Raw genomic sequence first — 22388 nt, forward strand, 5'->3', positions numbered from 1 at the left:
GAAAACGCGCGAGACTCAAGCATAGCAGAGCGGATTAACGGCGGCGTAAGCGCGGGAAACGCGCGTGCATCCGCAGGTTACGCAGGTTGATCACCGCAATCGCGGTGCCCAGCACCACCAGTGACGCACCGAGGATCTTGAAGCTGTTCATGCTGTCACCCAAGACGAAAACGCCCATCAATACCGCCAGCACCGGCGTCAGCAGCGAATAGGGCATGATCAGGTTGACGTTGTATTTCTTCAGCAGCGCGTACCACAGCGTATAGGCAACAATCGACGAGGCGAGCGCGCTATAAAGAATGCCAAACCAGCCGCGCCAGCCGGCGTGGCTCAGCGCGTAAAACTGATGGGATTCGGTCAGCCACGAAGCGGCACCGACAATCGGCACCGCAAGGAAGGAGATCCAGCCGGTGAGCGTCAGCGGTTGTATCGGCGGCGATTTTTTCACAATCATATTGCTGATTGCCCAGCCAAACGCGCTGCACAACAGAATACACAGCACCCACCAGGCCGGAATGGTCGGACTGCCCGACAGCACCGCCACGCCGCTCAGCGAAATGGCGATACCAAACAGCTGCACCAGCCGCAATTTCTCTTTGAGAATCACCATCGCCAGCAGCATGGCAATCGGCGTACCGAGCTGAACCACGATGGCGCCGGTGCCGGCATCGGTGTAGCGCATGCCGACAAACAGCAGCGAGAAGTGCATAAAACCGAAGGTGAACGCCAGCGTCAGCAGCCACGGCAGTTGCGCGCGCGTAATGCGGCAGAATGGCACCAGCACAATCGCTACCACCACAAAGCGCATCCAGGTGAGAAACAGCGGCGGAAGTTCCAGTAATCCCCACTTCACCGCCACGTTGTTGAAAGCCCAAATGGAAACCACCATCAGAACCATTAAAAAATGCCGCACTGCCACGAGGTCTTCCTTCACGCTGTACAAAGATGATCACCGGCTAATGATGGCATGAAGGCGCGGACTTCGGGCATGTCGGGCAACATTTTTTTCGCATAAGCATTAGCTTATGCAGGAAAAAAATAAGACATGTCGCTGATTTACTGTCAAAGTGGATGTCCGAAAGGCGACCATAACGAGGACCGTATTCGGCATGACACACACCCGCGCTTTACCTCTTGCTCTGATTCAACTTGAAATCCCGCCGCCGCAGGTTGTGGCGCAAATTGGTGAACAACCCCGCTGGTTTATCGACGCGCTGCAACTGCAGCCCGATGACTATGTGATTGTGCGTCCGCATCTGGGCGATGATTTACCGGCCTTTGACCGCGTCAGTGGCGCGATCCTCAGCGGTTCCTGGGCGATGGTCACCGATCACGCTGACTGGAGCGAACGCACCGCCGCCTGGATTCGTGGCGCGCTGGAGGCGGAGCTGCCGCTGCTGGGCGTCTGTTACGGGCATCAACTGATGGCGTATGCGCTGGGTGGCAAAGTGGGCGATAACCCGCAGGGCTGGGAGCGTGGACTGAAACCGCTGACGCGCAATGCGCAGGCGCACAACGACCCCTGGCTGGCCGATCTACCGGGCGAGTTTCAGGCGTGGTTGTCACATCGGCAATCGGTGTTAACGCCGCCTCAGCATGCGCAGGTGCTGGCGAGCTCGGCGCAGGATAGTTGTCAGATTTTGCGTTATTCACCGCAGGCGCTGTCGGTGCAGTTTCATCCGGAATTTACCCGCGAGATTATGACCGCCTGTTTACCGGCGGGCGTCAGTGACGATGGCACGGTTCTTTCAGGCGAAGATTGGTCGCGCGAACTGTTGCGCAGCTTCTGGCTACAAACGCGGCCGCAGCCGCGCGCGCAGGCTCAGGGCGCGTAGTTGCGCGTGCAGCGATAAACCCACGCAGGTGGCATATTTTTCAGCACCCGCTGGCGTTCCCAGGTGAAGTAGCGTGACAAATTTGGCTGGGTGAACGAGGTGTATTGAAACTGCACGAATACGCCGCGTGGACCCAGCGCATCATGCACCGCACTGAGGATGTTATCGCGCGTGGCGGGCGGTAATGACAGCAGCGGCAGGCCAGAAAAAATCACATCATATTCCCCGGCGAGATATTCCGCCGAACAGGCGCGTACCTGCATGCGCGCATCAGGCAATCCACGCAGGCTTTTCACCAGTTCCGGGCAGATTTCGAACACATCAAGCTGTGCTTGCGGTGACATGCGCGCCAGCACGTGGCGTGTGAGCACGCCATCACCGGCGCCCAGTTCGGCGATACGCAGGCTGTTATCCCAGTTCACCGCATCGCACATGGTGCGGCACAGCGCGGCGGAAGAGGGCGTGATGCTGCCCATTTTGCGCGGGTTGCGGATAAATTGCTGAACAAAGTTCGCTTTGGCACGCATTAACGTCAGGGCTGAAGCCAACATCTGTTTCTCCTGGTTAGTATCCTGCTTCATATTGACCACATATTTCGCCCATGTTCCGCTTTTTGCGGCATAAGCGGGAAAACTCGGAATTATCTGTAGCGGCCTACGCTCGCCACATTTCCTTCGGTGCGGTCACAGTTTCCCCTTTTACGATCTGACAGGCTGGCGTGGATCGCCCAATGTTAATAACAGGTTTCATAGTTGTTAATCGCCACTCTGTCCCGCAAGGAGAAACACCATGCGTTACGCTGCTCCGGGAGAACAAGGTTCTCTCATTACTCTGCAATCGCGTTATGGCAACTTTATCAACGGCGAATTTGTTGCACCGGTGAACGGTAACTACTTCGTCAACACTTCACCGATCAATGCTTCTACCATTGGCGAATTTCCCCGTTCGGACCGCGCCGATATTGATAACGCCGTGGCTGCCGCCCAGGCCGCTGCCGATGCGTGGGGCAAAACCTCGCCGCAGGCACGCTCGCTGGTGCTGCTGAAAATTGCCGATCGGCTGGAAGAGAATCTGGAATATATCGCGGTCAACGAAACCTGGGATAACGGTAAGCCGGTGCGTGAAACGCTGGCGGCGGATCTGCCGCTGGCGGTCGATCACTTCCGCTATTTCGCTGGCTGCGTGCGTGCGCAGGAAGGCACCGCCGCTGAAATCGATGAGTTCACCGCCGCCTATCACTTCCACGAACCGCTGGGCGTGGTCGGGCAAATCATTCCGTGGAACTTCCCGCTGCTGATGGCGGCATGGAAACTGGCGCCGGCGCTCGGCGCAGGTAACTGCGTGGTGTTGAAACCGGCCGAGCAAACGCCGCTGTCGATTACGCTGTTTATGGACGTGATCAAAGATCTGCTGCCGCCGGGTGTGATCAACGTGGTACATGGTTACGGCAAAGAGGCAGGCGAAGCGCTGGCATCCCATCCGGGCATCGCCAAAATCGCCTTCACCGGATCCACTGCCACTGGCGGCCATATTCTGGAGCTGGCGGCGAAAAGCCTGATCCCGTCCACCGTTGAACTGGGCGGCAAGTCGCCGAACATCTTCTTCGAAGACATCATGGATGCTGAAGAGAGTTTCATTGAGAAAGCGGCAGAAGGCGTGGTGCTGGGCTTCCTTAATCAGGGTGAAGTTTGTACCTGTCCGTCGCGCGCGCTAGTGCAGGAATCGATCTTTGAGCCGTTTATGGCGGCGGTGATGAAGCGCATCAAAACCATTAAACGTGGCGATCCGCTGGATACCGAAACCATGATTGGCGCGCAGGCGTCGCAGCAGCAGTTCGACAAAATCCTCTCTTATCTGGAAATTGCGCAGCAAGAGGGCGCGCAGGTGCTGCACGGCGGCGGCGTAGAGAAAGTGGGCGAAGAGTTTGCCAGCGGCTACTACATCCAGCCGACACTGCTCAAAGGGAATAACAGCATGCGCGTGTTCCAGGAGGAGATATTTGGCCCGGTGGTTGGTGTGCTGACCTTCAAAGATGAAGCGGAAGCGCTGGCAATTGCCAATGATTCGATTTACGGACTGGGCGCGGGCGTCTGGACCCGCGACATCAATCGCGCCTATCGCATGGGCCGCGCCATCAAAGCCGGTCGCGTCTGGACTAACTGTTATCACCTCTATCCGGCGCACGCGGCGTTTGGCGGCTATAAGAAATCGGGTATTGGTCGCGAAACCCACAAAATGATGCTCGATCATTATCAGCAAACGAAAAACCTGCTGGTGAGTTACAGCACGCAACCGCTGGGTTTCTTCTGATTGAAAACGGCGGCGGGGCAATCTCGCTGCCTTTTCATCTCTTCGTCATCTTGCCGCTGCAGGATATTCACTTCGCCAGAATTTTCTGATCAAGGTGGCATCTTTAAGCCAGGTCTTGTGTGTTTAAAGGAGGCGATTGGGCAGAATAGCCCACCTATTTTCAAGGAGATTTCATGAACACGTTGTATAACTACCTGGAACAGCATGATGAGATGCTGGACGGTGTGGAGCAAAATATTATTACCGTTAACCTGCCTGGGCGTCAGGCGGTGTATGTGATTGGCCAAAACGATGCTGACCTGCTGCTGGAAGTAAAAGCGCGCGAAATCGCCACGGCACAACGCATGGAAACATTGCGTCAACTGGAGAGCCAATTCCGTTTTTAACCTTTCTGTTTTGCCTCATTCGATGATCAATTCGTCAGAAATATCGCAATAAAAAAGCCGCTATCACAAGATAACGGCTTTTTTGTGGTGCGATGCGCAGATTACTTCACGCAGGCGGCACAGTTATTGTGAATCTGCTGGAAGAAGTCGTTTCCTTTGTCATCCACCAAAATGAATGCCGGGAAGTTTTCCACTTCAATCTTCCAGATCGCTTCCATGCCGAGTTCGGCATACTCCACGCATTCCAGACTCTTAATACTCTGCTGTGCCAGCACCGCAGCCGGGCCGCCGATGCTGCCCAGGTAGAAGCCGCCGTGTTTTTGACACGCATCGGTAACCTGTTTGCTACGGTTGCCCTTCGCCAGCATCACCATGCTGCCGCCATTGGCCTGCAGCAGATCAACGTAGGAATCCATACGACCTGCAGTGGTTGGGCCGAGTGAACCGGAGGCATAACCTTCTGGCGTCTTCGCTGGACCCGCGTAATAGACCGGATGGTCCTTGATGTACTGCGGCAGGCCTTCGCCGTTATCGATGCGCTCTTTCAGCTTGGCGTGCGCAATGTCGCGCGCCACGATAATGGTGCCGTTAAGCGACAAGCGGGTTGAGACCGGATAAGCCGACAGCAGCGCCAGAATTTCGCTCATCGGCTGGTTGAGATCGACATGCACCACTTCGCCTTCACCCTGCTGACGCAGCGCTTCCGGAATATAGCGGCCTGGATTGTCTTCCAACTTCTCAATCCAGATGCCTTCACGGTTGATCTTGGCCTTGATATTTCGGTCTGCGGAACATGACACGCCCATACCCACCGGGCAGGATGCGCCGTGACGCGGCAGACGCACCACGCGGATATCATGCGCAAAATATTTACCGCCAAACTGCGCGCCGAGGCCAAGCTCCTGCGAGGCTTTCAGCAGTTCTTCTTCCAGCTGAATGTCGCGGAACGCCTGACCATGCTCGTTGCCTTCAGTCGGCAGCGAATCGTAATAGTGGGTTGAAGCCAGTTTGACGGTTTTCAGCGTGGCTTCGGCTGAAGTCCCGCCAATCACAAACGCGATATGGTACGGCGGACAGGCCGCGGTACCCAGCGACATCATTTTATCGATCAGGTAGTTCTTCAATTTGGCGGGCGTAATCAGCGCTTTGGTTTCCTGATACAGATAGGTTTTGTTGGCGGAACCGCCACCTTTAGCGATGCACAGGAATTTGTATTCGTCGCCATCAACGCTGTAGAGGTCGATCTGCGCCGGCAGGTTGGTGCCGGTATTCACCTCTTTATACATATCCAGCGCGGCATTCTGTGAATAGCGCAGGTTATCTTCAATAAAGGTGTTGTAAACGCCTTGCGACAGCGCGGCTTCATCGCCGCCACCGGTCCAGACACGCTGGCCTTTTTTGCCCATGATGATGGCGGTGCCAGTATCCTGACAGGTTGGCAGCACGCCTTTGGCGGCAATTTCGGAGTTGCGCAGGAACTGCAGGGCGACGTATTTGTCGTTCTTGCTGGCTTCATCGTCGGCAAGAATGGACGCGACCTGCGCCTGATGCGAGGCGCGCAGCATGAAGGAAGCATCGTGGAATGCCTGCTTCGCCAGCAGCGTCAGCGCTTTGGGATCGACTTTCAGGACTTCTTCGCCATCGAAGTTGGCCACCGAGACGTAATCGCGGCTCAGCAGATAGTATTCGGTATCATCTTTGGCGAGAGGAAAGGGATCCTGATAATAGAAGGGTTTGTTCGACATGTTGGCTCACTTAGCTTCGTGTGGCCCGCCAGCATGACGGGCGACAAATTAGGCAGTTTGTTATTCGATTTTCTCTCGCCAGCACTCCGCAGGGGCTGACTGGCGAGTATCATAACATTTTCACGGTATGCGCGGCTCCGTTTTTAACATCGAAGCAACATCATCAGAACATCATCACCATCCATGGATAGGCGACAACCATCAGAAGAACCAGGAACAGCGCGCCGAAGATGGTGCCCAGGCGCCAGTAATCTTTAGTTGGCAGATAGCCGCTACCGTAATAAATCGGGCTTGGGCCGGTGCCGTACGGGGTGATAATGCCCATCACACCCAGAGAAACACACATCATCAGGCAGAACACCGGCATGTTGATGCCCGGAATGGATGCGGCGATGGTCAGCATCGCGGGCAGCAGCGCGGTGGTGTGCGCGGTGGTACTGGCGAACAGATAATGCAGCAGGTAGAAGGCGACCAGAAGGACGACGGCAGAAACCTGCGGGTCATAGCCTTGCAACAGCATTGCGCCTTCTTTACCCAGCCACGCGATGAAGCCAACGCGCGCTAAACCATCCGCCAGCGCGACCAGCGTGGCGAACCAGGCGAAGGTGTTCCAGGCGGCTTTATTGCTGGTGATGTCATTCCAGTTGAGTACGCCGGTCCACAGCATCAGCACGATGACTAACAGTGCGGCCATTGCGGGCTCAATCCAGGCGGTGGCGAAGATCCACATCATCAGCGCCGCAACCACGAAGCCCAGCAGCAGGATTTCGTTACGTTTCAGTTTACCGAGTTTAGCCAGCTCAGCGGTGGCCCAGCGCGGTACTTCATCGTTCACTTTCACTTCTGGCGGATAAAGCCAGTAAGCCAGCAGCGGCATGGTGAGAATCAGCAGCACGCCCAGCGGCAGGAAGGCGAGGAACCACATGCCCCATGAGATATCAAAGCCCACCACGCTTTTTACCAGCGCCAGCGCCAGCAGGTTTGGTGCCAGCGCAGAAAGGAACATTGAACTGGTGATACAGGCGGCGGTGATGGCAACCCACATCAGGTATGAACCAATCTTACGTGCGCTAGGATCGTTCGGTTTTGAACCATAGAGCGGCGGCAGGTTTGCAATAATGGGATAGATGGTACCGCCGCTGCGCGCGGTGTTGGATGGCGTAAACGGCGCCAGCAACAGGTCAGCGAAGGTAATGGCGTAACCCAGCGTCAGGCTACGACGGCCCAGATATTTCACCAGAATCAGCGCCAGGCGGCGACCGAACTGGGTTTTATCGTAGCCTGCGGCGAACATGAAGGCACCGAAGATCAGCCAGACCGTGGAGTTGCCGAAGCCACTCACCGCCCATTTGAACGACTGCGCCGCGGTTTTGAACTTGGGATCCGCCAGTTCTGCCGGGCTAAACAGCACCCACTGGCTGAACAGCGCAATCACCACCACGCCGGTTAACCCGATAACGGCACCCGGCAGCGGCTCGAAAATCAGTCCCACAATAACCCCGACAAAAATGGCGAAGAAGTGCCAGGCGTAAGGTTCCAATCCCGCAGGAGTCGGCACCAGCAGCAACAGCACAGCCACAATAATTGGCAGGCACAACATTATCAGGCGGTTCTTTTTTTTCCCTGGTGCCGCGGGAGGCGCGGTGAGGGATTCACTCTGGGTTGTTTGTGTGTTCATAGTTTTGTCTGCAAGTTATGGAGAATGCGGATATACGCCCCGAACCAAGCTGGTTTTTTTAGTTACAAAACCCTTTTAACAGATTAGTCGTGACATTTAAAACTGAGTCTTAATAAATCGCCATTTACAAAATTCGATGCGCGAATTATCTAATGGATGCGCTTATGATGCGATTAATTAAAATATCTATTTTGATCTAGATCAATAAAATTTATTGGTGATTTTTTTGCTTTAAACCTGTGCGCCTTAATTAACGAACCATTAGGTGAAAATTAACTGTGTGAGATGAATAAAACGGCACAAATCAAGCAAAAAGCAGAGAAAGGAGACGATTTATCTTTATGATAAGACTGGATTTGTTTTAAATGTAAGGAAAAAGTTGATTTTTGTCAAGTCTTGGTTAAAACTTAGCGGAGCGCAGCTTTTAGCAATAAGCCTCAAATATTATTTTCATGCGTAAAACTTATATAACTAACGAATAAGGTTATGTAAGTAAATAAAATGCTATATTTACGCCATGAAATCGGACCACTCAAATAATTATAAAATTCTCCGAACCCCCAAAGAATTGAATACCAAGTTTCTTAATTCTGGAGTTGCTCATCATGAATACGCTCACCCCGATTCTTAATCCGCTTACGTTACCGAAAGGTGCGGTGCTTAAAAACCGACTGGTTATGGCACCGATGACCACCTGTACCGGTTATTACGATGGCGGTGTTACCAGTGACCTTGTCGAATATTATCGCGTGCGCGCCGGCAGCATCGGTACCGTGATTGTCGAGTGCTGCTTTATTGATAACCGCGGCCCTGCGTTTCCAGGCGCGCTCGGTATCGACAGCGACAACAAAATCCCAGGCCTTGCGAAAATCGCCCACGCCATCAAGTCGCAAGGCTCCAAAGCGATTCTGCAGATTTATCACGGCGGCCGTATGGTTGAACCGGCGCTGATCGGCGGTAAAACCCCGGTCGCACCGAGCGCCATCGCCGCACCGCGCGACGGTGCCACTCAACCTCAGGCGCTGACTGCAGAAGAAGTGGATGTGATGATCACCAAATTTGGTGATGCGGTGAACCGCGCGATCAAAGCCGGCTTCGACGGCGTGGAGATTCACGGCGCCAACACCTATCTGATCCAGCAGTTCTACTCGCCAAACTCCAACCAGCGCGACGACAAATGGGGCGGCAGCCGCGACAATCGCGCGCGTTTCCCACTGGAAGTGCTGGAAATCACCCACAAAATGGCTGACCGCTTCGCCGCGGCAGACTTCATCATCGGTTATCGCTTCTCACCGGAAGAGCTGGAAGTGCCGGGAATCCGCTGGGACGACACGCTCTATCTGCTGGAGAAACTGGCAGAACGCGGTCTCGACTACGTTCACTTCTCTGTTGGCCAGCTGCTGCGTCCGTCGATTGTCGACACTCAGGATCCAACGCCGCTGATCACCAAATACCTGGCACAGCGTTCACCTAACCTGGCGAAAGTGCCGGTGATTGGCGTCGGCGGCATCGTCAATAAAGAAGATGCCGAGAACGCGCTGGAGCACGGTTTCGACTTGGTGGCGGTGGGCAAAGCCTGTATCGCCTATCCGGACTGGACCGATCGCGTCATCAAGAATCAGCACATGGAGCTGTATATCGACAGCACCAAGCGCGAAGAGTTGACTATCCCGGAACCGCTGTGGCGCTTCTCGCTGGTGGATGCGATGATCCGCGACGTCAGCGATACCGGCCGTAAATACAAAGCGGGCGTTTATCAGGCGAAAGTCGAAGCCGAAGCGCTGAAGCTGAAAATCAACGTTACCCTCGACACCGACCGTATCACCGACATCTCGCTGGTGCCGGATCCGAGCCTCGACGTCGACTTCACCAGCACCTTCGAAAGTCTGCGTGAACGCATTCTGGTGGCGAACAGCCCGCACGTTGACGCCATCACTGGCGCCACCACGCAGAGTGAAGCGCTGAAAAAAGCGGTATCACGCGCCATGACCACTTCAAGCAAAGAGTATGTGATTGAAGAGGGCGGTAACCCGAACGCACCGGTGAATTACGATGTGGTGGTAGTGGGCACCGGCGGTGCCGGTCTGGCGGCGGCGATTCAGGCGCATGACGATGGCGCACGCGTGGTGATCATCGAGAAGATGCCCACCATCGGCGGTAACACCATCAAAGCCTCGGTCGGGATGAACGCGGCGGAAACCCGTTATCAGAAGTTGAAAGGCATTGAAGACAGCAAAGAGCTGTTCTATGAAGAGACGCTGAAAGGCGGCAAATTTAAAAACAATCCGGTGCTGCTGCGCGAATTTGTTGAGCAGGCGCCCGAAGCGATTGAGTGGCTGGCCGCCAAAGACATCGAGCTGTGCGACATCACCATCACCGGCGGCATGAGCATCGATCGTACGCACCGTCCTGAAGATCGTTCGGCAGTCGGCGGCTTTTTGATTAGCGGGCTGGTAAAAAACGTTAATCTGCGCAATATCGAAGTGTTGCTGGAAACCTCAGTGGCCGAAATTTTAGTGGAAAACGGTGCGGTCACCGGCGTGAAAGTGGTGGATGAGTACAACGACAGCCGCATTATTAACGCCAAAAGCGTGATTGTGGCGACCGGCGGCTTCAGTGCCAACCGCGAAATGGTGGTGAAATATCGCCCTGAGCTGGACGGTTTCGTCACCACCAACCATAAAGGCGCCACCGGCAGCGGCATCGCCATGCTGCAACACATCGGTGCGGATACCGTGGATATGGGTGAAATCCAGATTCACCCAACGGTTGAGCAAACCACGTCGTACCTGATTTCCGAAGCAATGCGCGGCGGCGGGGCGATTCTGGTGAGCCAGGCAGGCAAGCGTTTCTACAATGAAATGGAAACCCGTGACAAAGTGTCCGCTGAGATCATCGCGCTGCCTGAGAAGAGTGCGTGGATTGTGTTTGACGAGCAGGTACGCGCCAATAACAAAGCGGCTGACGAATACATCGCTAAAGGCTTTGTCATCAGCGCGCCAACGCCACACGAGCTGGCGGTGAAACTCAACATGGATCAGGAAGCGCTGCAAACCACGCTCGGTCGTTACAACGAGTTCGTGGCGAAGCAGGATGACGAGGACTTCGGTCGTAAAACCGCGCTGCGTCACCCGCTGAATAAAGGTCCTTACTTCGCGATTCGTATCGCACCGGGCGTGCATCACACCATGGGCGGCGTGACCATCAACACCGATACCGCGGTGCTGGATGCGCAGAAAGAGGTGATTCCAGGCGCATGGGCGGCCGGTGAAGTGGTCGGCGGCATCCACGGCGCCAACCGCATCGGCGGCAATGCGGTGGCCGATATCATCATCTTCGGTATCAAAGCCGGTCACAACGCGGCTAAACTGGCGTTAGGACACTAAGCTGTAAAGATGCCCGCCTTGTGCGGGCATCGTTTTCTTTAGAGGCATGCAATGACCGCTGGCGTCTTTTCTTACTCTGCCGTTCTGATGGGTTCGCCCATTCTGCTCAAATTGTTTGATGACAATCCCACGCTTGCCCGCCACGTATTTCAACTGATAAAACAGCAGGAAAACCTGTTCACCGTTAACCGCGCTGAATCCGAAGTGATGTCGATCAACCACGCCGCAGGCCGTCATCCGGTGATCGTCAGCGAAGCGGTGTTTGCGTTAATTAGCGTGGCACACGCCGTGAGTTTACTGCCGGACAGCGCCTTCAATTTCACCATTGGGCCGATTGTGAAGCGCTGGAAAATCGGTTTTCAGGGACGTGCGGTGCCGCCTGCGCCAGAAGTCGCATCCCTGCTAAAGCTGACCGATCCGCATCAGGTCGTGCTCAATCCCGCCGATCGCTCAGTGTTTTTGCAACTGCCAGGCATGGAGATCGATCTCGGCGCCATCGCCAAAGGCTACATCGCCGATCGCGTGCAGGCGTTTTTACGCCAGCAGGGCGTGCAGCAGGCGCTGATCAATCTGGGCGGCAATGTGCAAACGCTGGGTTCGCCGCCGCACGAGCCGCAGGGTTGGGGCATTGGCCTGAAAAAGCCGTTTGGTCGTGATGATGAGCTGTTAGGCGTGCTGCAGGTGCAGGGCAAATCGGTGGTGACGTCGGGGATTTATGAGCGCTACTTCGAACTGGACGGCCGCTGCTGGCATCATATTTTTGATCCGCAAACCGGCTATCCGCTTGATAACGAACTGCTGAGCGTGACGGTGATTTCCGATCGCTCGATTGATGGCGATATCTACACCACGCTGCTCTTTGGCATGGGCGTGGAGCAAGGGCTGGCTTATCTCGCTGACCAGCCCGACATCGACGCGGTGTTTGTCACGCGCGATCGGCAGATCATCTGCTCCTCGCCGCAGCACTTTCACTTCCAGCAGCTCGATGTCGACTGGCAGCTACGTTACTGACAATATTGCTGCAGCAGCGAATGGTATTCCGGCTGCAGGCGATAGCGGTACACCGGACGGCCGGTCGCGCCATAGTGAATGCTGGTGAACAGAATATTAATCTGCGCCAGCCAAATCAGGTATTTACGACACGACACGCGCGAGATGTTCACTTCAGCTGCCAGTTCGTCAGTCGAAAATTCATGCCCCGGATGCGCATCAATCCACTGACACAGCGTGCGCAGCGTTTGCGGCGTTAAGCCTTTTGGCAGGCGCTTATTGTCGTGCTGCGTGGCCGGGCTGCCGTGAATCAGCAGATCCACATCCGCTTGCTGATAGTAATGCTGATTGTCCATCAGCGATTTCTTCTGCCGCCAGCCGGTCAGCGCCTCTTCAAAACGTGGGAACTGGAACGGTTTGATCAGGTAATCCACCACGCCGTAGTGCAGCGAGGTTTTGATATTCTCCGCATCGGCCGCCGACGAAATGATGATCACTTCCACCGCGCTCTGCGCCGTGCGCAGCTCCGGCAACAGATCGAGGCCATTTTCCTGCTGCATATAGATATCCAGCAGCACCAGATCGACCGCAGTATCGCTATTGAACAGGATCTCTTTCGCCTGCTTCAAGGTTGAGGCGGTGCCACAACAGTGAAAGCCCTGAATTTGGCCGATATACGCGCGATTAAGCTCGGCGACCATGGCGTCATCATCGACCACTAACACATTGATCATGCGGATTGGTTTCCTCCATCCCAGGGAAGTTGGACTAAAAATTGGGTAAACACGCCGGGTTCTGACTCCACACTCACGCTGCCACCGATATTTTCGGTTTGCTGCTGCAGCAGAAACAGCCCGACACCGCGGTTTTCACCTTTGGTGGAGAAGCCTTTTTCGAAAATGGTGCTGAGATGATCGGCTTCAATGCCCGGACCATCATCACTCACTTCACAGGTCAGCCAACCGTTTTGGTAGTGCAGCATCACGTGAATCTCGCCTTCTACCTGCTCGCTCATCGCATCCAGCGCGTTCTCAATCAGATTGCCGATCACCGTAATCAGCGCCGCCATCTGCTGCTCATTGCCGCTGTCGGGCAGGAAGCTGGCATCGCTGATGGTCAGGCGATGGCCGCAATCCGACGCGCGGTTGATTTTGCTCAGCAAGAAACCAGCAATCACCGGCGACTTAATCTTATCGAGCAGGAAACCGATCTCCGTCTGGTAATTATTGGCGGTTTTGAGAATGTAGCTTTCCACCTGCGTGTAGTTTTTCATGTGCAGCAGGCCGAGGATCACATGCAGCTTGTTCATAAACTCGTGCGAGCGCTCACGCAGCGCATCGACGTAGTTTACCATGCCCGTCAGACGCTGCATCAGTTGACTGATTTCCGTCTTGTCCCTGAAGGTGCAGACCGCGCCGATAATTCGTCCCTGCGTGCGCACCGGTACGGTATTACTTAGCAACACGCGGCCATTCACATTCAACTCTTCATCACGCCGCGCCCGCCCGCTGTGCAGCACATCCCGCAGATGATCGTCAATCACTGAGGCATCGTAGATGCGGTCGCCGCTGATGGTGCCCATCGAATCGTTCAGCAGCGATCGCGCCGCCTGATTCACCAGCGTCACCTGCGCCTGATCATCCATCGCCACCACGCCTTCTTTTAGCGAGTTGAGAATCGCCTGACGCTGTTCAAACAGGGTAGAAATTTCGTAGGGTTCGAGGCCAAACAAAATGCGCTTCAGCACGCGCACCAGTACAAAAGTACCGATGGCGCCGGCCAGCGTGCCAATAAAGATGGTCCACAGGATGCTCCAGCGGCTCTCGTTGATCTGCACCGAAACGGCATCCAGTGAGATACCAATCGCCACCACGCCAATCTGCTGATGCTGATTGTTGTACACCGGCGTAAACACGCGCAGCGCTTTCGCCAGCGAACCTTTATTCACCGAGACGTTTTCATGGCCGCGCAGCGCGGGCTCCAGATCGTCACCGATGAAGTGTTTGCCAATCAGTTCAGGATTGCGATGCGAATAGCGGATGCCGTCCATGTTGGTGACAGTAATGAACAGCAAATTATTGGTCTCTTCCACCGCTTTGGCGATCGGCTGGATGCGCGTGCCATCCGGCGGGAACGCCAATGCACGCTGGATTTCCGGTGAGTCGGCCAGCGTGCGCGCCACCGCCATGGCTTTGTCCTCCAGCTGCGCGCGGGTCGCTGCGCCAATCTGGAAGAAATAGAACATATGCACGCTGAGCAGCACCAGCACAATCACTGCGCTTAGCATCAGGGTGACCAGCGTATTAAGCTTCATCGGCTGCTTGCGCGCCGCGGTTCCTTGCTGTGAAGAAGACATGATCGCTCTCGGAGGAGAAGAGGGCACATATTATGACGGATAAACAGAAGAAGGTCGCGCACCATGTAAGGCCGCCATTCGTGGCGGCCTCGACATTGGCGGTACTGAATTAACTCGATTTAACGCGATTCGCAAAGCTCTTACGCAGCTTTTGCAGTTTCGGTGGGATTACCGCCATGCAGTAGCCGTTGCGCTGACCCGCGCCTTGCCAATAATCCTGATGATAACCTTCTGCCGCATACCACTCTTTCAGCGGCTCGATGGTGGTCACTACCGGATCGCTCAGATTCTCCTGCGCGCGCGCAATCGCGGCAATCGCTTCGGCTTCCTGCTCAGCATTCGCCGGGAAAATCGCAGAGCGATATTGGGTGCCAACATCGTTGCCCTGGCGGTTCAGCGTAGTGGGATCGTGGGTGGCAAAGCTGATATCCAGCAGATCGCCGTACTTCACCTGCTCTGGATCGAAACCGATGCGAATCGCTTCTGCGTGGCCGGTCGCACCGCTGCACACCTGCTCGTAGGTTGGATTCGGGCGTGCGCCGCCGGTATATCCACTCTCGACTGACTCCACGCCAATCACATCTTTAAACACTGCTTCAGTACACCAGAAACAGCCACCTGCGATCACCGCATATTCGGTTGCCATTATATCTACTCCTGTCAGGGCGAAAGAATCAAAGTGGGGGCAAGCCCATATCAATTCAAGCAGTTAAATTAACATTTCAGGCTTAAAGTCGCCGCGCTTGTCGAGCCGCAAATTGCTCATCACGCTGAAGCGTCCTTCGCCGGTGTAGTGCAGCGTCGGCGGAAACTCCGGCGTTTCAGCTACATGCGCTTTAACGATCTCAAAGATAAAGAAGTTGTAGTTATCAACCATTGAATCGTCATACAGCTGGCACTCAAAGCTGGCAAAGCACTCGCCGATTAACGGCGCATTGACCACGCTGGCCGGTTCGGGCGTCAGATTGAAGGCATCAAACTTATCGAGACGATCGCCGTGGCTGTTACCGATCGCCACCACGCTGTCCACCAGATTGGCTGATGGCACGTTAATCACGCACTGGCCGCTCTGGCGAATCAGTTCATGGCTGTAATTGCCGCCGGCAATCATGCAGCCAACCAGCGACGGCGAGAACTCCAGAATGGTGTGCCAGCCGAGCGTCATGATGTCGCGATGATCCTCAAACTGGGAACTCAGCAGCACCACCGGACCCGGCTCCAGATACTTCCGCGCTTTGCTTACCGGAAAGTCGATTTTATGCATCGGGATTCTCCTGTTGTAGGTACAGACAGATTAAGTGTAGATGCCAGCCTTTACCGAGCCGAAAAATCGCGGCATGTTATCGGCTACCTCTTACCAACAGGCCAATAATATGAACAACATCCTGTGTCAGACCCTTAACCTTCGCTATCCGATCGTTCAGGCGCCGATGGCGGGCGTCTCGACGCCGGAACTGGCGGCGGCGGTGAGCACCAGCGGCGCGCTGGGTTCGATCAGCGTGGGCGCTTCAACGCCGCAACAGGCGGATAGCATGATCCGCAAAACGCTCGCCCTGACAGCCGCGCCCATCAACGTCAACGTCTTCTGCCACGCGCCGATGCAGCGCAATCCTCAGCAAGAACAGGCGTGGATCGCACGTTTCAAGCCGGTGTTTGCTCGCTATGAAGCGACACCGCCCGATGCGCTGTCAGAAATTTATCAAACGTTTGTGGATAACCACGCGATGCTGGAGGTCCTGCTTGACACCGCGCCCGCCGCAGTGAGTTTCCACTTTGGCTTGCCGTCCGCCGCGGTTGTGCAGCGCTTGAAACGTCGCGGCATTATCACGCTGGCGAGCGCCACCAGCGTTGCTGAAGCAGACGCCATCGAAGCTGCCGACATCGATTTTATTGTGGCACAGGGTATTGAGGCGGGCGGGCATCGCGGGATATTCCATCCAGAAAATGACGATCAGCAGCTCAGCACCTTTACGCTGGTGCAGGCGATTCGCCGGGCGTCGCGGCTGCCGGTGATTGCCGCCGGCGGCGTGATGGATGGCGCGGGCATGGCTGCGATGCTCAAGCTGGGCGCGGCGGGTGTACAGCTGGGTACCGCGTTTATCCTGTGCCCGGAATCCGCCGCCAACGCGGCATATCGTCAGGCGCTGAAAAGCGCGCAGGCCAACAGCACCGAGATGATTGCCGCCATTTCTGGCCGATCGGCAAGATGTCTCACCAACGATTTTTGCCAGCTGGCGCGCGAGTTCGCGCAGGATGCCATTCCCCCTTATCCACTCACCTACGCGCTGGGCAAAGCGCTCGCTGCTGCCGCCGCCGCTAAAGGCGCGCACGGCTTTGGCGCGCAGTGGGCCGGGCAGGGCGCCGCGCTGGCGCGGGAAATGCCGGCGGCAGAATTAATTAACACGCTGGTGGCGGAGTGGCAGGCGGCGTAACGCAGCTTATCTGCTGCGACAATCTCTATGGTTGAGGAGACGATGATGACAAACCCAGCTGGGATAAATCCCGGAGAACAGGTCGTTTTATACGACGGCGTATGCAAACTGTGCAACGCGTGGGTGATGTTTCTCCTGCGTCATCGCATTCCACGCCATGTACGTTTTGCGGCGGTTCAGAGTGAGCAGGGGAAAGCGCTATTACGTTTTGTCGGTCTGCCAGATGAAGATATTCGCACCATCGTTTTGATTGATGGGCAAAATCATTGGCTCCGTGCGCAGGCAATTTTCCGCATCATGCATTATATGCCGTGGCCGTGGCGCGTTTTGTCTGTCGTGAGGTTTATGCCTGACGTTATCAGCAATTATTGTTACGACCGCATTGCGCTAAATCGCTATCGGCTTTTTGGTCGCTACAACGAGCATTACCCCATTAAATCCGATTATCACGGACGATTTTTAGACCAGTAAAATCGTCCGTTAATCCTCGAAACGGAACGCTTGCTGCGAAATGGTTTTAGCCATCATCGATTTAATCCATTCCGTAGGTTCCCGTTTACCGCTGCGTTTGTGTGAATAGATTTTCACGGTGAACCTTGGCGCGGGAAACGGCAGCCTGAATGAGGTCACATCGGCGGCCTGTTTGATTTTACTGGCAACGAAAGACGGGATCGCCATCAGCAATTCACTTTCCGCGATAATAAAGGGCGCACTCAGCATCGATGGCGTTCTGATGGCGATGCGGCGTTTAAGGCCAATGCGCGCAAGATGGGAATCCAGTAATCCCTGTTTTTCATTCCACGGCGTAACCACCAGATGCCCGGCGGCAAGATAGTCGTCAAGATTCAGACTGCTGCGTCGCGCATTGGCAATCACCATAAATTCATCACTGAATAAATCGGTCTCTTCGAGATCGGGATGATGCATGCTATCCGGCTCGCTAAAACTCAGCGCCATATCGATTTCACCCGCCAGTAATTCAATCAGCGCCGGATTATGCGGCAAATGGCAGAGTTCAAAACTCAGATTGGGTGCCGTATCAGTCAGCGCATGCATCAGCCGCGGAAAGACACAAAAAGCGGTGTAATCCGTTACCGCAATTCTAAAACAGTCATCACTGGTCAGCGGATCGAAAGGCTTCAGCGGACTGAGATGCCGATTTAACCCGGATAGCGTTTCGGCAATATAGGGCGCCAGCTGGCAGGCATAAACGCTGGGACACATTTTGTGGCCTTCGCGGTAGAACAGCGGATCTTTAAAAAACTCACGTAATCGGGACAGCGCGTGGCTTAACGCGGAAGTACTCAAACTGAGCTCAATCGCCGCCAGCCTGACCGAACGATGTCTGAAAACTGCGTCGAAAACGGGGAGGAGATTCAAGTCCAGTCGACGCAGCACATGATGCATGAAATTCACCTATCATTGATTTTATTGCACTTATTTCATCGAACAATACCCATTATGCTGGGCAGCATCAATCTGATTAAATAAGAAATAATGCATGAAGATGACTATTCGGCCAGCCAATCCTGATGACGCGGACGCCATTTACGACATGATTGCTGAGTTGTCGGTTTATGAACATGGATTACAGTCGTCATCAACTACCGTGGAAGAGATCAGATCGACGCTATTCAATCCCGAAAGCCATAGCGAAGCGTTGATGTGCGAGATTGATGGCATAACCGCCGGGTACGCAGTGATTACCCGCAGCTACTCGGCGTGGCTGGGGCGGCGCGGACTCTATATGGAAGACTTGTACTTCTCGCCCAATTTTCGCGGCCTCGGTGCAGGCAAAGCGCTGCTGCAGTATGTCGCGCAGCACGCGGTCAATCATCAGTGCAACCGCATTGAGTGGAGTGCGTTAGATTGGGATCAGTCGGCCAGAGAGTTCTATCTCAGTATTGATGCGCTGCCGTTAAATGAGTGGGTGCGTTATCGGCTCGACGGGGCGGCATTAGAGAAATTTGCTGCCGCCACGCCGCAATAGTTCTCTGCCACAAAAGGCCCGCCAAAATGGCCTAATGCTCATGTCAGCCAGGCCAACGACGAGTGTGCAGGCCGGTGGCACTTTTGGGCCGGCTGTCCTCGCGCCGCTAACGCGGTTCCTTCACTTCGCTCGTCAGCCTAACGGACCGGCGAAGACGGGACTTCCCTGTCCCGGCTTCGCCTTTCGCCCGCGTCCTGCGGGCTCTCCTGGCTTCCTCGCTTCGTTCAGCGCTGCGAATTGCCGGCCCCAAATTGCCCCCGGCCCGCTTCGACGCTTCAGTGCGTGACGCAGCAGATGTGTCAGAGCCCGCACGATTAATGCAGCCCTTAAGCCAAACTCTTTCATAACTGACAAGTATTAGGCCAAACCGGCCGATTAATGTTATTCCCGTTAAAGCGATTGCAGGAACGTCAGCAGATCGGCGTTGAGCTGATCGGTATGCGTTACCGCAAAGCCGTGCGGTGCGTTGTCATACACTTTCAGCTGCGCGCCGGCGATCATTTCGGCGGCAACTTTCCCGGTGGTTTCGAACGGCACGACCTGGTCGTTGCTGCCGTGAATCACCAGCGTCGGCACGTCGATTTTTGCCATATCAGGACGGAAGTCGGTTTCCGAAAACGCGGTAACACAATCAATCGTCCCTTTCAGTGACGCCAGCAGCGCAATATTCAACGTCTGCGTCAGCGCGCCTTCTGAAACCGTTTGACCGGCGTTGGTGCCGTAAAACGGTGTCGCAAAATCACTGATGAACTGCGCGCGATCTTTACGTAAGCCCTGACGGATGCCTTCAAACACCGACAAATCGACGCCTGCTGGATAATCATCGGCCTTGCCGAAGATCGGTGTCACCGCGCCCAGCAGCACTAAGCTATCCACGCGCGCTGTGCCGTAATTGTTGATGTAGCGCGCCACATCGCCGCCACCCATTGAGAAGCCCACCAGCGTCACGTTTTGCAGATCCAGATGGCTAATCAGGTCGTTAATATCCGATGCAAAAGTATCGTAGTTGTAGCCTTCCCACGGTTGATCGGAACGGCCAAAGCCGCGGCGGTCAAAAGCGATAACGCGATAGCCTTTCTCCGCCAGGAAATTCAGCTGGCTGTCCCACATATCCCCGTCGAGCGGCCAGCCGTGACTGAATAGCACCGGCTTGCCGGTACCCCAATCTTTGAAATAGATCTGCGTACCATCCTGCGTCTTAAATGTGCTCATGTTTCGGCCTTATTAATGTCGATGAATGAAAGCGCCTTATTCAGGTGCCACGAGATAACGAATTTCCGGAAGTTCCGTGCCTTGATGGAATGCCAGCACGCGGTTCTGAATCTTTTGATCGTTCATGGTGTAGCGCTCGCGCTGACGCAGATGCTCCATCCATGAGCCAACCACAAAGGTCTCGACAAACATGTCGGGTTGCAGCATGTCCTCATACAGAGACCAGTTCAGCGCGCCGCCACGCCGTCTGACGCGACGCATATCCTGCATGCACACCGCAAAGGCATGCGCATCACTGCGGTTGATCTGATAATGATAGCTGACCATCACCGGCCCGCGATCGTGACGAATCTCCAGCTCGGGCAAGGGATCGCTGACCGTGCTGAGGTCGAGGTTCAGATCCGGATCCTGATCCAGCCGCCAGCGCAGCACCGTCAGGCTCGCCAGCAGCATGCCGACAGTGGCGACAGTCAGTGACAATGGAATGCTGAATGTCGATGCCAGCTGTCCCCAAATGGCGCTGCCTAACGTCATCGAGCCAAAAAACACCGTCAGATAGACCGCCAGCGCCCGGGCTTTCACCCATTTGGCGGCACTGCGCTGCGCGCCAAGATTGAGGGTGGAAAGCACTGCAATCCACGCAAAGCCGGTAAAGAACTCGAACGCATTCAGCAACCAGAGGTGACGAATAAACGCCAGCGCCAGCAGAGTGATGGCAAACATCAGGCTCGCCAGCACCATCAGCTGATCGGGATTAAAGCGTTTGCGCATACGCGGCAACAGCAGCGCGCCGCAAATCGCGCCGATGCCGATGCAACCCAGCATAATGCCGTAGCCGCCGGGCCCGAGGCCCAGTTCGCGTCGAGCCACCAGCGGTAACAGCGCCCAACCGGCACTGCCAAACACAAAGAAAGCGATGGTGCGCACTAGCACATTGCGCAGTACCGGCGCAGCATGCACATAGCGCACGCCGGCACGCACCGCCGGGAAGAAGTGCTCCGGCGGCAAACGCTGCACGCTGGGCTGTGCTTGCCACACATACAGCACCAGAAACACGCCGAGTACCGAAAGCGCATTCAGCAGAAACACCATCCACGGACCGGCAAACGACAGAATCAGGCCGCCGAGCGCCGGGCCGATAGCGCGACTGATGTTAATGCCGAGCGAGTTAAGCGCAATCGCCGGGCCGAGCTCCTCCTTACTGACCAAATCCGGCACGATGGCCTGGAAGGGCGGAGAACTCATGGCCGCGCCGGTACTCAGCAGGAACGCCGCAATCAGCAGCACCATCGGTGTGACCAGGTCTGCCCAGGAAAGGAATGTCAGGCTCGCGGCGGCAATAAACACCCAGATTTGCGAGAACAGCAGGTATTTACGCCGGTCAACGATATCCGCCATCACGCCAGACGGCAGTGCAAACAGAAACATCGGTAAGCTGCTGGCGGCCTGCACCAGCGCCACCGAGAGCGGATCGGCGCTCAGTGTCAGCATGGTCCAGTTAACGCCTACGTCGTTCATCCATGAACCGACATTGGATACCACGGTAGCGATCCACAGCATGCGGAACACGCGCTGGCGCAGCGGCTGCCATGGTGAAACCGTCTGCGAAACGGGCGGCAGATCCGCCTCGGGGATGTCATGAATGTCATTAACCTGCGCCATGAACAACCTCCGAAACGCCGCCAAACACGCGCCAGCGACCGGGGCCGGTCAGCGCCAGCGTGGTGAAAATGGTCAGCAGCAGCCAGCCAAACTGTCCTTCCGCTATGCTCCAGTTGGGATGGACGAACAGCATCGCCACCAGCAGCACGCCGATAATCGGCAGGCAGGCGAGGCGGGTAAACACGCCGAGCAGGATAAACAGCGGGCAGACCACTTCAGCAACGATCGCCGCCAGCAGGCTGAAGTAGGCACCCAGGCCAAAGGGATCCTCGATACGCGTCAGTTCTTCACTGAAATGGAACACCTTCGGCAAGCCGTGCACGTGCAACAACAGCAGGCAGCCGGTAAGGCGCAGGAAGAACAGCCCCGCATCAATGCGAGGCGGCTGTGAGAGTGAATGTTTCAT

General features: G+C 55.5%; 20 protein-coding genes. 8 read left to right on the forward strand and 12 right to left on the reverse strand.

From position 1 onward, the window contains the following. Nucleotides 1-34 precede the first annotated feature (34 nt). Nucleotides 35-919, reverse strand: a complete 885-nt coding sequence (locus tag PO881_RS07945) for an EamA family transporter (protein ID WP_101760776.1) — start codon at nt 917-919, stop codon at nt 35-37. Nucleotides 920-1109: 190 nt separating this feature from the next. On the opposite strand from PO881_RS07945, the gene PO881_RS07950 reads away from it, so the two are divergent. Next, the gene (locus tag PO881_RS07950; protein WP_280172714.1) at nt 1110-1835 is read left to right on the forward strand and encodes a glutamine amidotransferase; all 726 of its coding nucleotides are present in this window, start codon (nt 1110-1112) and stop codon (nt 1833-1835) included. Here PO881_RS07950 and PO881_RS07955 read toward each other — a convergent pair. Further along, a complete protein-coding gene (locus PO881_RS07955) occupies nt 1823-2386 on the reverse strand; it encodes an rRNA adenine N-6-methyltransferase family protein (protein WP_137385593.1) in 564 nt (187 codons plus the stop codon). The genes PO881_RS07950 and PO881_RS07955 overlap by 13 nt on opposite strands. Nucleotides 2387-2624: 238 nt before the next feature. Here PO881_RS07955 and PO881_RS07960 point away from each other — a divergent pair, with 238 nt between their 5' ends. Further along, nucleotides 2625-4145, forward strand: coding sequence for an aldehyde dehydrogenase family protein (locus PO881_RS07960; RefSeq protein WP_101760773.1), 1521 nt, complete (start codon nt 2625-2627; stop codon nt 4143-4145). Nucleotides 4146-4318: 173 nt separating this feature from the next. Continuing rightward, complete coding sequence (locus PO881_RS07965) at nt 4319-4531, forward strand: hypothetical protein (protein ID WP_110865967.1); 213 nt, start codon at nt 4319-4321, stop codon at nt 4529-4531. Between the two features lie 101 nt (nt 4532-4632). On the opposite strand, the gene fumA is transcribed toward PO881_RS07965, so the two are convergent. Together fumA and PO881_RS07975 are read right to left on the reverse strand one after the other, a co-directional pair. Beyond that, nucleotides 4633-6276 (reverse strand): class I fumarate hydratase FumA, encoded by a 1644-nt coding sequence (gene fumA, locus PO881_RS07970; RefSeq protein ID WP_137385595.1) that lies wholly within the window; start codon nt 6274-6276, stop codon nt 4633-4635. Nucleotides 6277-6439: 163 nt separating this feature from the next. Next, nucleotides 6440-7954, reverse strand: a complete 1515-nt coding sequence (locus PO881_RS07975) for an anion permease (protein ID WP_137385596.1) — start codon at nt 7952-7954, stop codon at nt 6440-6442. A gap of 605 nt (nt 7955-8559) precedes the next feature. Here PO881_RS07975 and PO881_RS07980 point away from each other — a divergent pair. Together PO881_RS07980 and PO881_RS07985 are read left to right on the forward strand one after the other, a co-directional pair. Next, complete coding sequence (locus PO881_RS07980; RefSeq protein WP_280172715.1) at nt 8560-11340, forward strand: flavocytochrome c; 2781 nt, start codon at nt 8560-8562, stop codon at nt 11338-11340. A 51-nt stretch (nt 11341-11391) separates the two neighbouring features. Further along, nucleotides 11392-12351 (forward strand): FAD:protein FMN transferase, encoded by a 960-nt coding sequence (locus tag PO881_RS07985; protein ID WP_280172716.1) that lies wholly within the window; start codon nt 11392-11394, stop codon nt 12349-12351. Here the strand turns inward: PO881_RS07985 and dcuR are convergent. From dcuR to PO881_RS08005, 4 genes are all read right to left on the reverse strand, one after another. After that, nucleotides 12345-13064: a two-component system response regulator DcuR gene (gene dcuR / locus PO881_RS07990; protein ID WP_008102769.1), complete on the reverse strand. Its 720-nt coding sequence runs from the start codon at nt 13062-13064 to the stop codon at nt 12345-12347. The two genes, PO881_RS07985 and dcuR, sit on opposite strands and share 7 nt — an antisense overlap. Next, nucleotides 13061-14686 (reverse strand): sensor histidine kinase, encoded by a 1626-nt coding sequence (locus PO881_RS07995; RefSeq protein WP_222233286.1) that lies wholly within the window; start codon nt 14684-14686, stop codon nt 13061-13063. Before PO881_RS07995 ends, dcuR begins: the two co-directional genes overlap by 4 nt. A gap of 109 nt (nt 14687-14795) precedes the next feature. Then, nucleotides 14796-15332: a peptide-methionine (S)-S-oxide reductase MsrA gene (msrA, locus tag PO881_RS08000; protein WP_101760767.1), complete on the reverse strand. Its 537-nt coding sequence runs from the start codon at nt 15330-15332 to the stop codon at nt 14796-14798. Between the two features lie 63 nt (nt 15333-15395). Next, complete coding sequence (locus tag PO881_RS08005; RefSeq protein WP_210080481.1) at nt 15396-15950, reverse strand: flavin reductase family protein; 555 nt, start codon at nt 15948-15950, stop codon at nt 15396-15398. 109 nt (nt 15951-16059) lie between these two features. On the opposite strand from PO881_RS08005, the gene PO881_RS08010 reads away from it, so the two are divergent. Beyond that, entirely contained in the window at nt 16060-17118 is a 1059-nt protein-coding gene (locus PO881_RS08010; protein WP_280172884.1) for a nitronate monooxygenase, read from the forward strand. A 45-nt stretch (nt 17119-17163) separates the two neighbouring features. After that, nucleotides 17164-17589, forward strand: coding sequence for a DCC1-like thiol-disulfide oxidoreductase family protein (locus PO881_RS08015; RefSeq protein WP_110865972.1), 426 nt, complete (start codon nt 17164-17166; stop codon nt 17587-17589). Nucleotides 17590-17598: 9 nt separating this feature from the next. Here the strand turns inward: PO881_RS08015 and PO881_RS08020 are convergent, their stop codons facing one another. After that, on the reverse strand, nt 17599-18525 hold the full coding sequence (locus PO881_RS08020; protein WP_280172717.1) for a LysR family transcriptional regulator: 927 nt from the start codon (nt 18523-18525) through the stop codon (nt 17599-17601). A gap of 94 nt (nt 18526-18619) precedes the next feature. Here PO881_RS08020 and PO881_RS08025 point away from each other — a divergent pair, with 94 nt between their 5' ends. Beyond that, entirely contained in the window at nt 18620-19108 is a 489-nt protein-coding gene (locus PO881_RS08025) for a GNAT family N-acetyltransferase (RefSeq protein WP_110865974.1), read from the forward strand. Nucleotides 19109-19498: 390 nt separating this feature from the next. On the opposite strand, the gene PO881_RS08030 is transcribed toward PO881_RS08025, so the two are convergent. From PO881_RS08030 to PO881_RS08040, 3 genes are read right to left on the reverse strand one after another with little or no spacing between them, the layout of a single operon-like run. Beyond that, entirely contained in the window at nt 19499-20320 is an 822-nt protein-coding gene (locus PO881_RS08030) for an alpha/beta hydrolase (protein ID WP_101760762.1), read from the reverse strand. 36 nt (nt 20321-20356) lie between these two features. Further along, on the reverse strand, nt 20357-21982 hold the full coding sequence (locus PO881_RS08035) for an MFS transporter (protein WP_280172718.1): 1626 nt from the start codon (nt 21980-21982) through the stop codon (nt 20357-20359). Beyond that, nucleotides 21969-22388 carry a DoxX family protein gene (locus PO881_RS08040; protein ID WP_280172719.1) on the reverse strand — a complete coding sequence of 140 codons (420 nt, stop codon included), beginning with the start codon at nt 22386-22388 and terminating at the stop codon, nt 21969-21971. Before PO881_RS08040 ends, PO881_RS08035 begins: the two co-directional genes overlap by 14 nt.

This window comes from Pantoea sp. SS70, assembly GCF_029866845.1.
GTDB classification, from domain to species: domain Bacteria; phylum Pseudomonadota; class Gammaproteobacteria; order Enterobacterales; family Enterobacteriaceae; genus Pantoea; species Pantoea leporis.

Excerpts from the sequence above, each read along its gene's own strand:
- PO881_RS07950 (WP_280172714.1), top strand. The coding sequence starts at position 1,110 with ATGACACACACCCGCGCTTTACCTCTTGCTCTGATTCAACTTGAAATC.
- PO881_RS07955 (WP_137385593.1), bottom strand. The coding sequence starts at position 2,386 with ATGTTGGCTTCAGCCCTGACGTTAATGCGTGCCAAAGCGAACTTTGTT.
- PO881_RS07960 (WP_101760773.1), top strand. The coding sequence starts at position 2,625 with ATGCGTTACGCTGCTCCGGGAGAACAAGGTTCTCTCATTACTCTGCAA.
- PO881_RS07965 (WP_110865967.1), top strand. The coding sequence starts at position 4,319 with ATGAACACGTTGTATAACTACCTGGAACAGCATGATGAGATGCTGGAC.
- fumA (WP_137385595.1), bottom strand. The coding sequence starts at position 6,276 with ATGTCGAACAAACCCTTCTATTATCAGGATCCCTTTCCTCTCGCCAAA.
- PO881_RS07975 (WP_137385596.1), bottom strand. The coding sequence starts at position 7,954 with ATGAACACACAAACAACCCAGAGTGAATCCCTCACCGCGCCTCCCGCG.
- PO881_RS07980 (WP_280172715.1), top strand. The coding sequence starts at position 8,560 with ATGAATACGCTCACCCCGATTCTTAATCCGCTTACGTTACCGAAAGGT.
- PO881_RS07985 (WP_280172716.1), top strand. The coding sequence starts at position 11,392 with ATGACCGCTGGCGTCTTTTCTTACTCTGCCGTTCTGATGGGTTCGCCC.
- dcuR (WP_008102769.1), bottom strand. The coding sequence starts at position 13,064 with ATGATCAATGTGTTAGTGGTCGATGATGACGCCATGGTCGCCGAGCTT.
- PO881_RS07995 (WP_222233286.1), bottom strand. The coding sequence starts at position 14,686 with ATGTCTTCTTCACAGCAAGGAACCGCGGCGCGCAAGCAGCCGATGAAG.
- msrA (WP_101760767.1), bottom strand. The coding sequence starts at position 15,332 with ATGGCAACCGAATATGCGGTGATCGCAGGTGGCTGTTTCTGGTGTACT.
- PO881_RS08005 (WP_210080481.1), bottom strand. The coding sequence starts at position 15,950 with ATGCATAAAATCGACTTTCCGGTAAGCAAAGCGCGGAAGTATCTGGAG.
- PO881_RS08010 (WP_280172884.1), top strand. The coding sequence starts at position 16,060 with ATGAACAACATCCTGTGTCAGACCCTTAACCTTCGCTATCCGATCGTT.
- PO881_RS08015 (WP_110865972.1), top strand. The coding sequence starts at position 17,164 with ATGACAAACCCAGCTGGGATAAATCCCGGAGAACAGGTCGTTTTATAC.
- PO881_RS08020 (WP_280172717.1), bottom strand. The coding sequence starts at position 18,525 with ATGCATCATGTGCTGCGTCGACTGGACTTGAATCTCCTCCCCGTTTTC.
- PO881_RS08025 (WP_110865974.1), top strand. The coding sequence starts at position 18,620 with ATGAAGATGACTATTCGGCCAGCCAATCCTGATGACGCGGACGCCATT.
- PO881_RS08030 (WP_101760762.1), bottom strand. The coding sequence starts at position 20,320 with ATGAGCACATTTAAGACGCAGGATGGTACGCAGATCTATTTCAAAGAT.
- PO881_RS08035 (WP_280172718.1), bottom strand. The coding sequence starts at position 21,982 with ATGGCGCAGGTTAATGACATTCATGACATCCCCGAGGCGGATCTGCCG.
- PO881_RS08040 (WP_280172719.1), bottom strand. The coding sequence starts at position 22,388 with ATGAAACATTCACTCTCACAGCCGCCTCGCATTGATGCGGGGCTGTTC.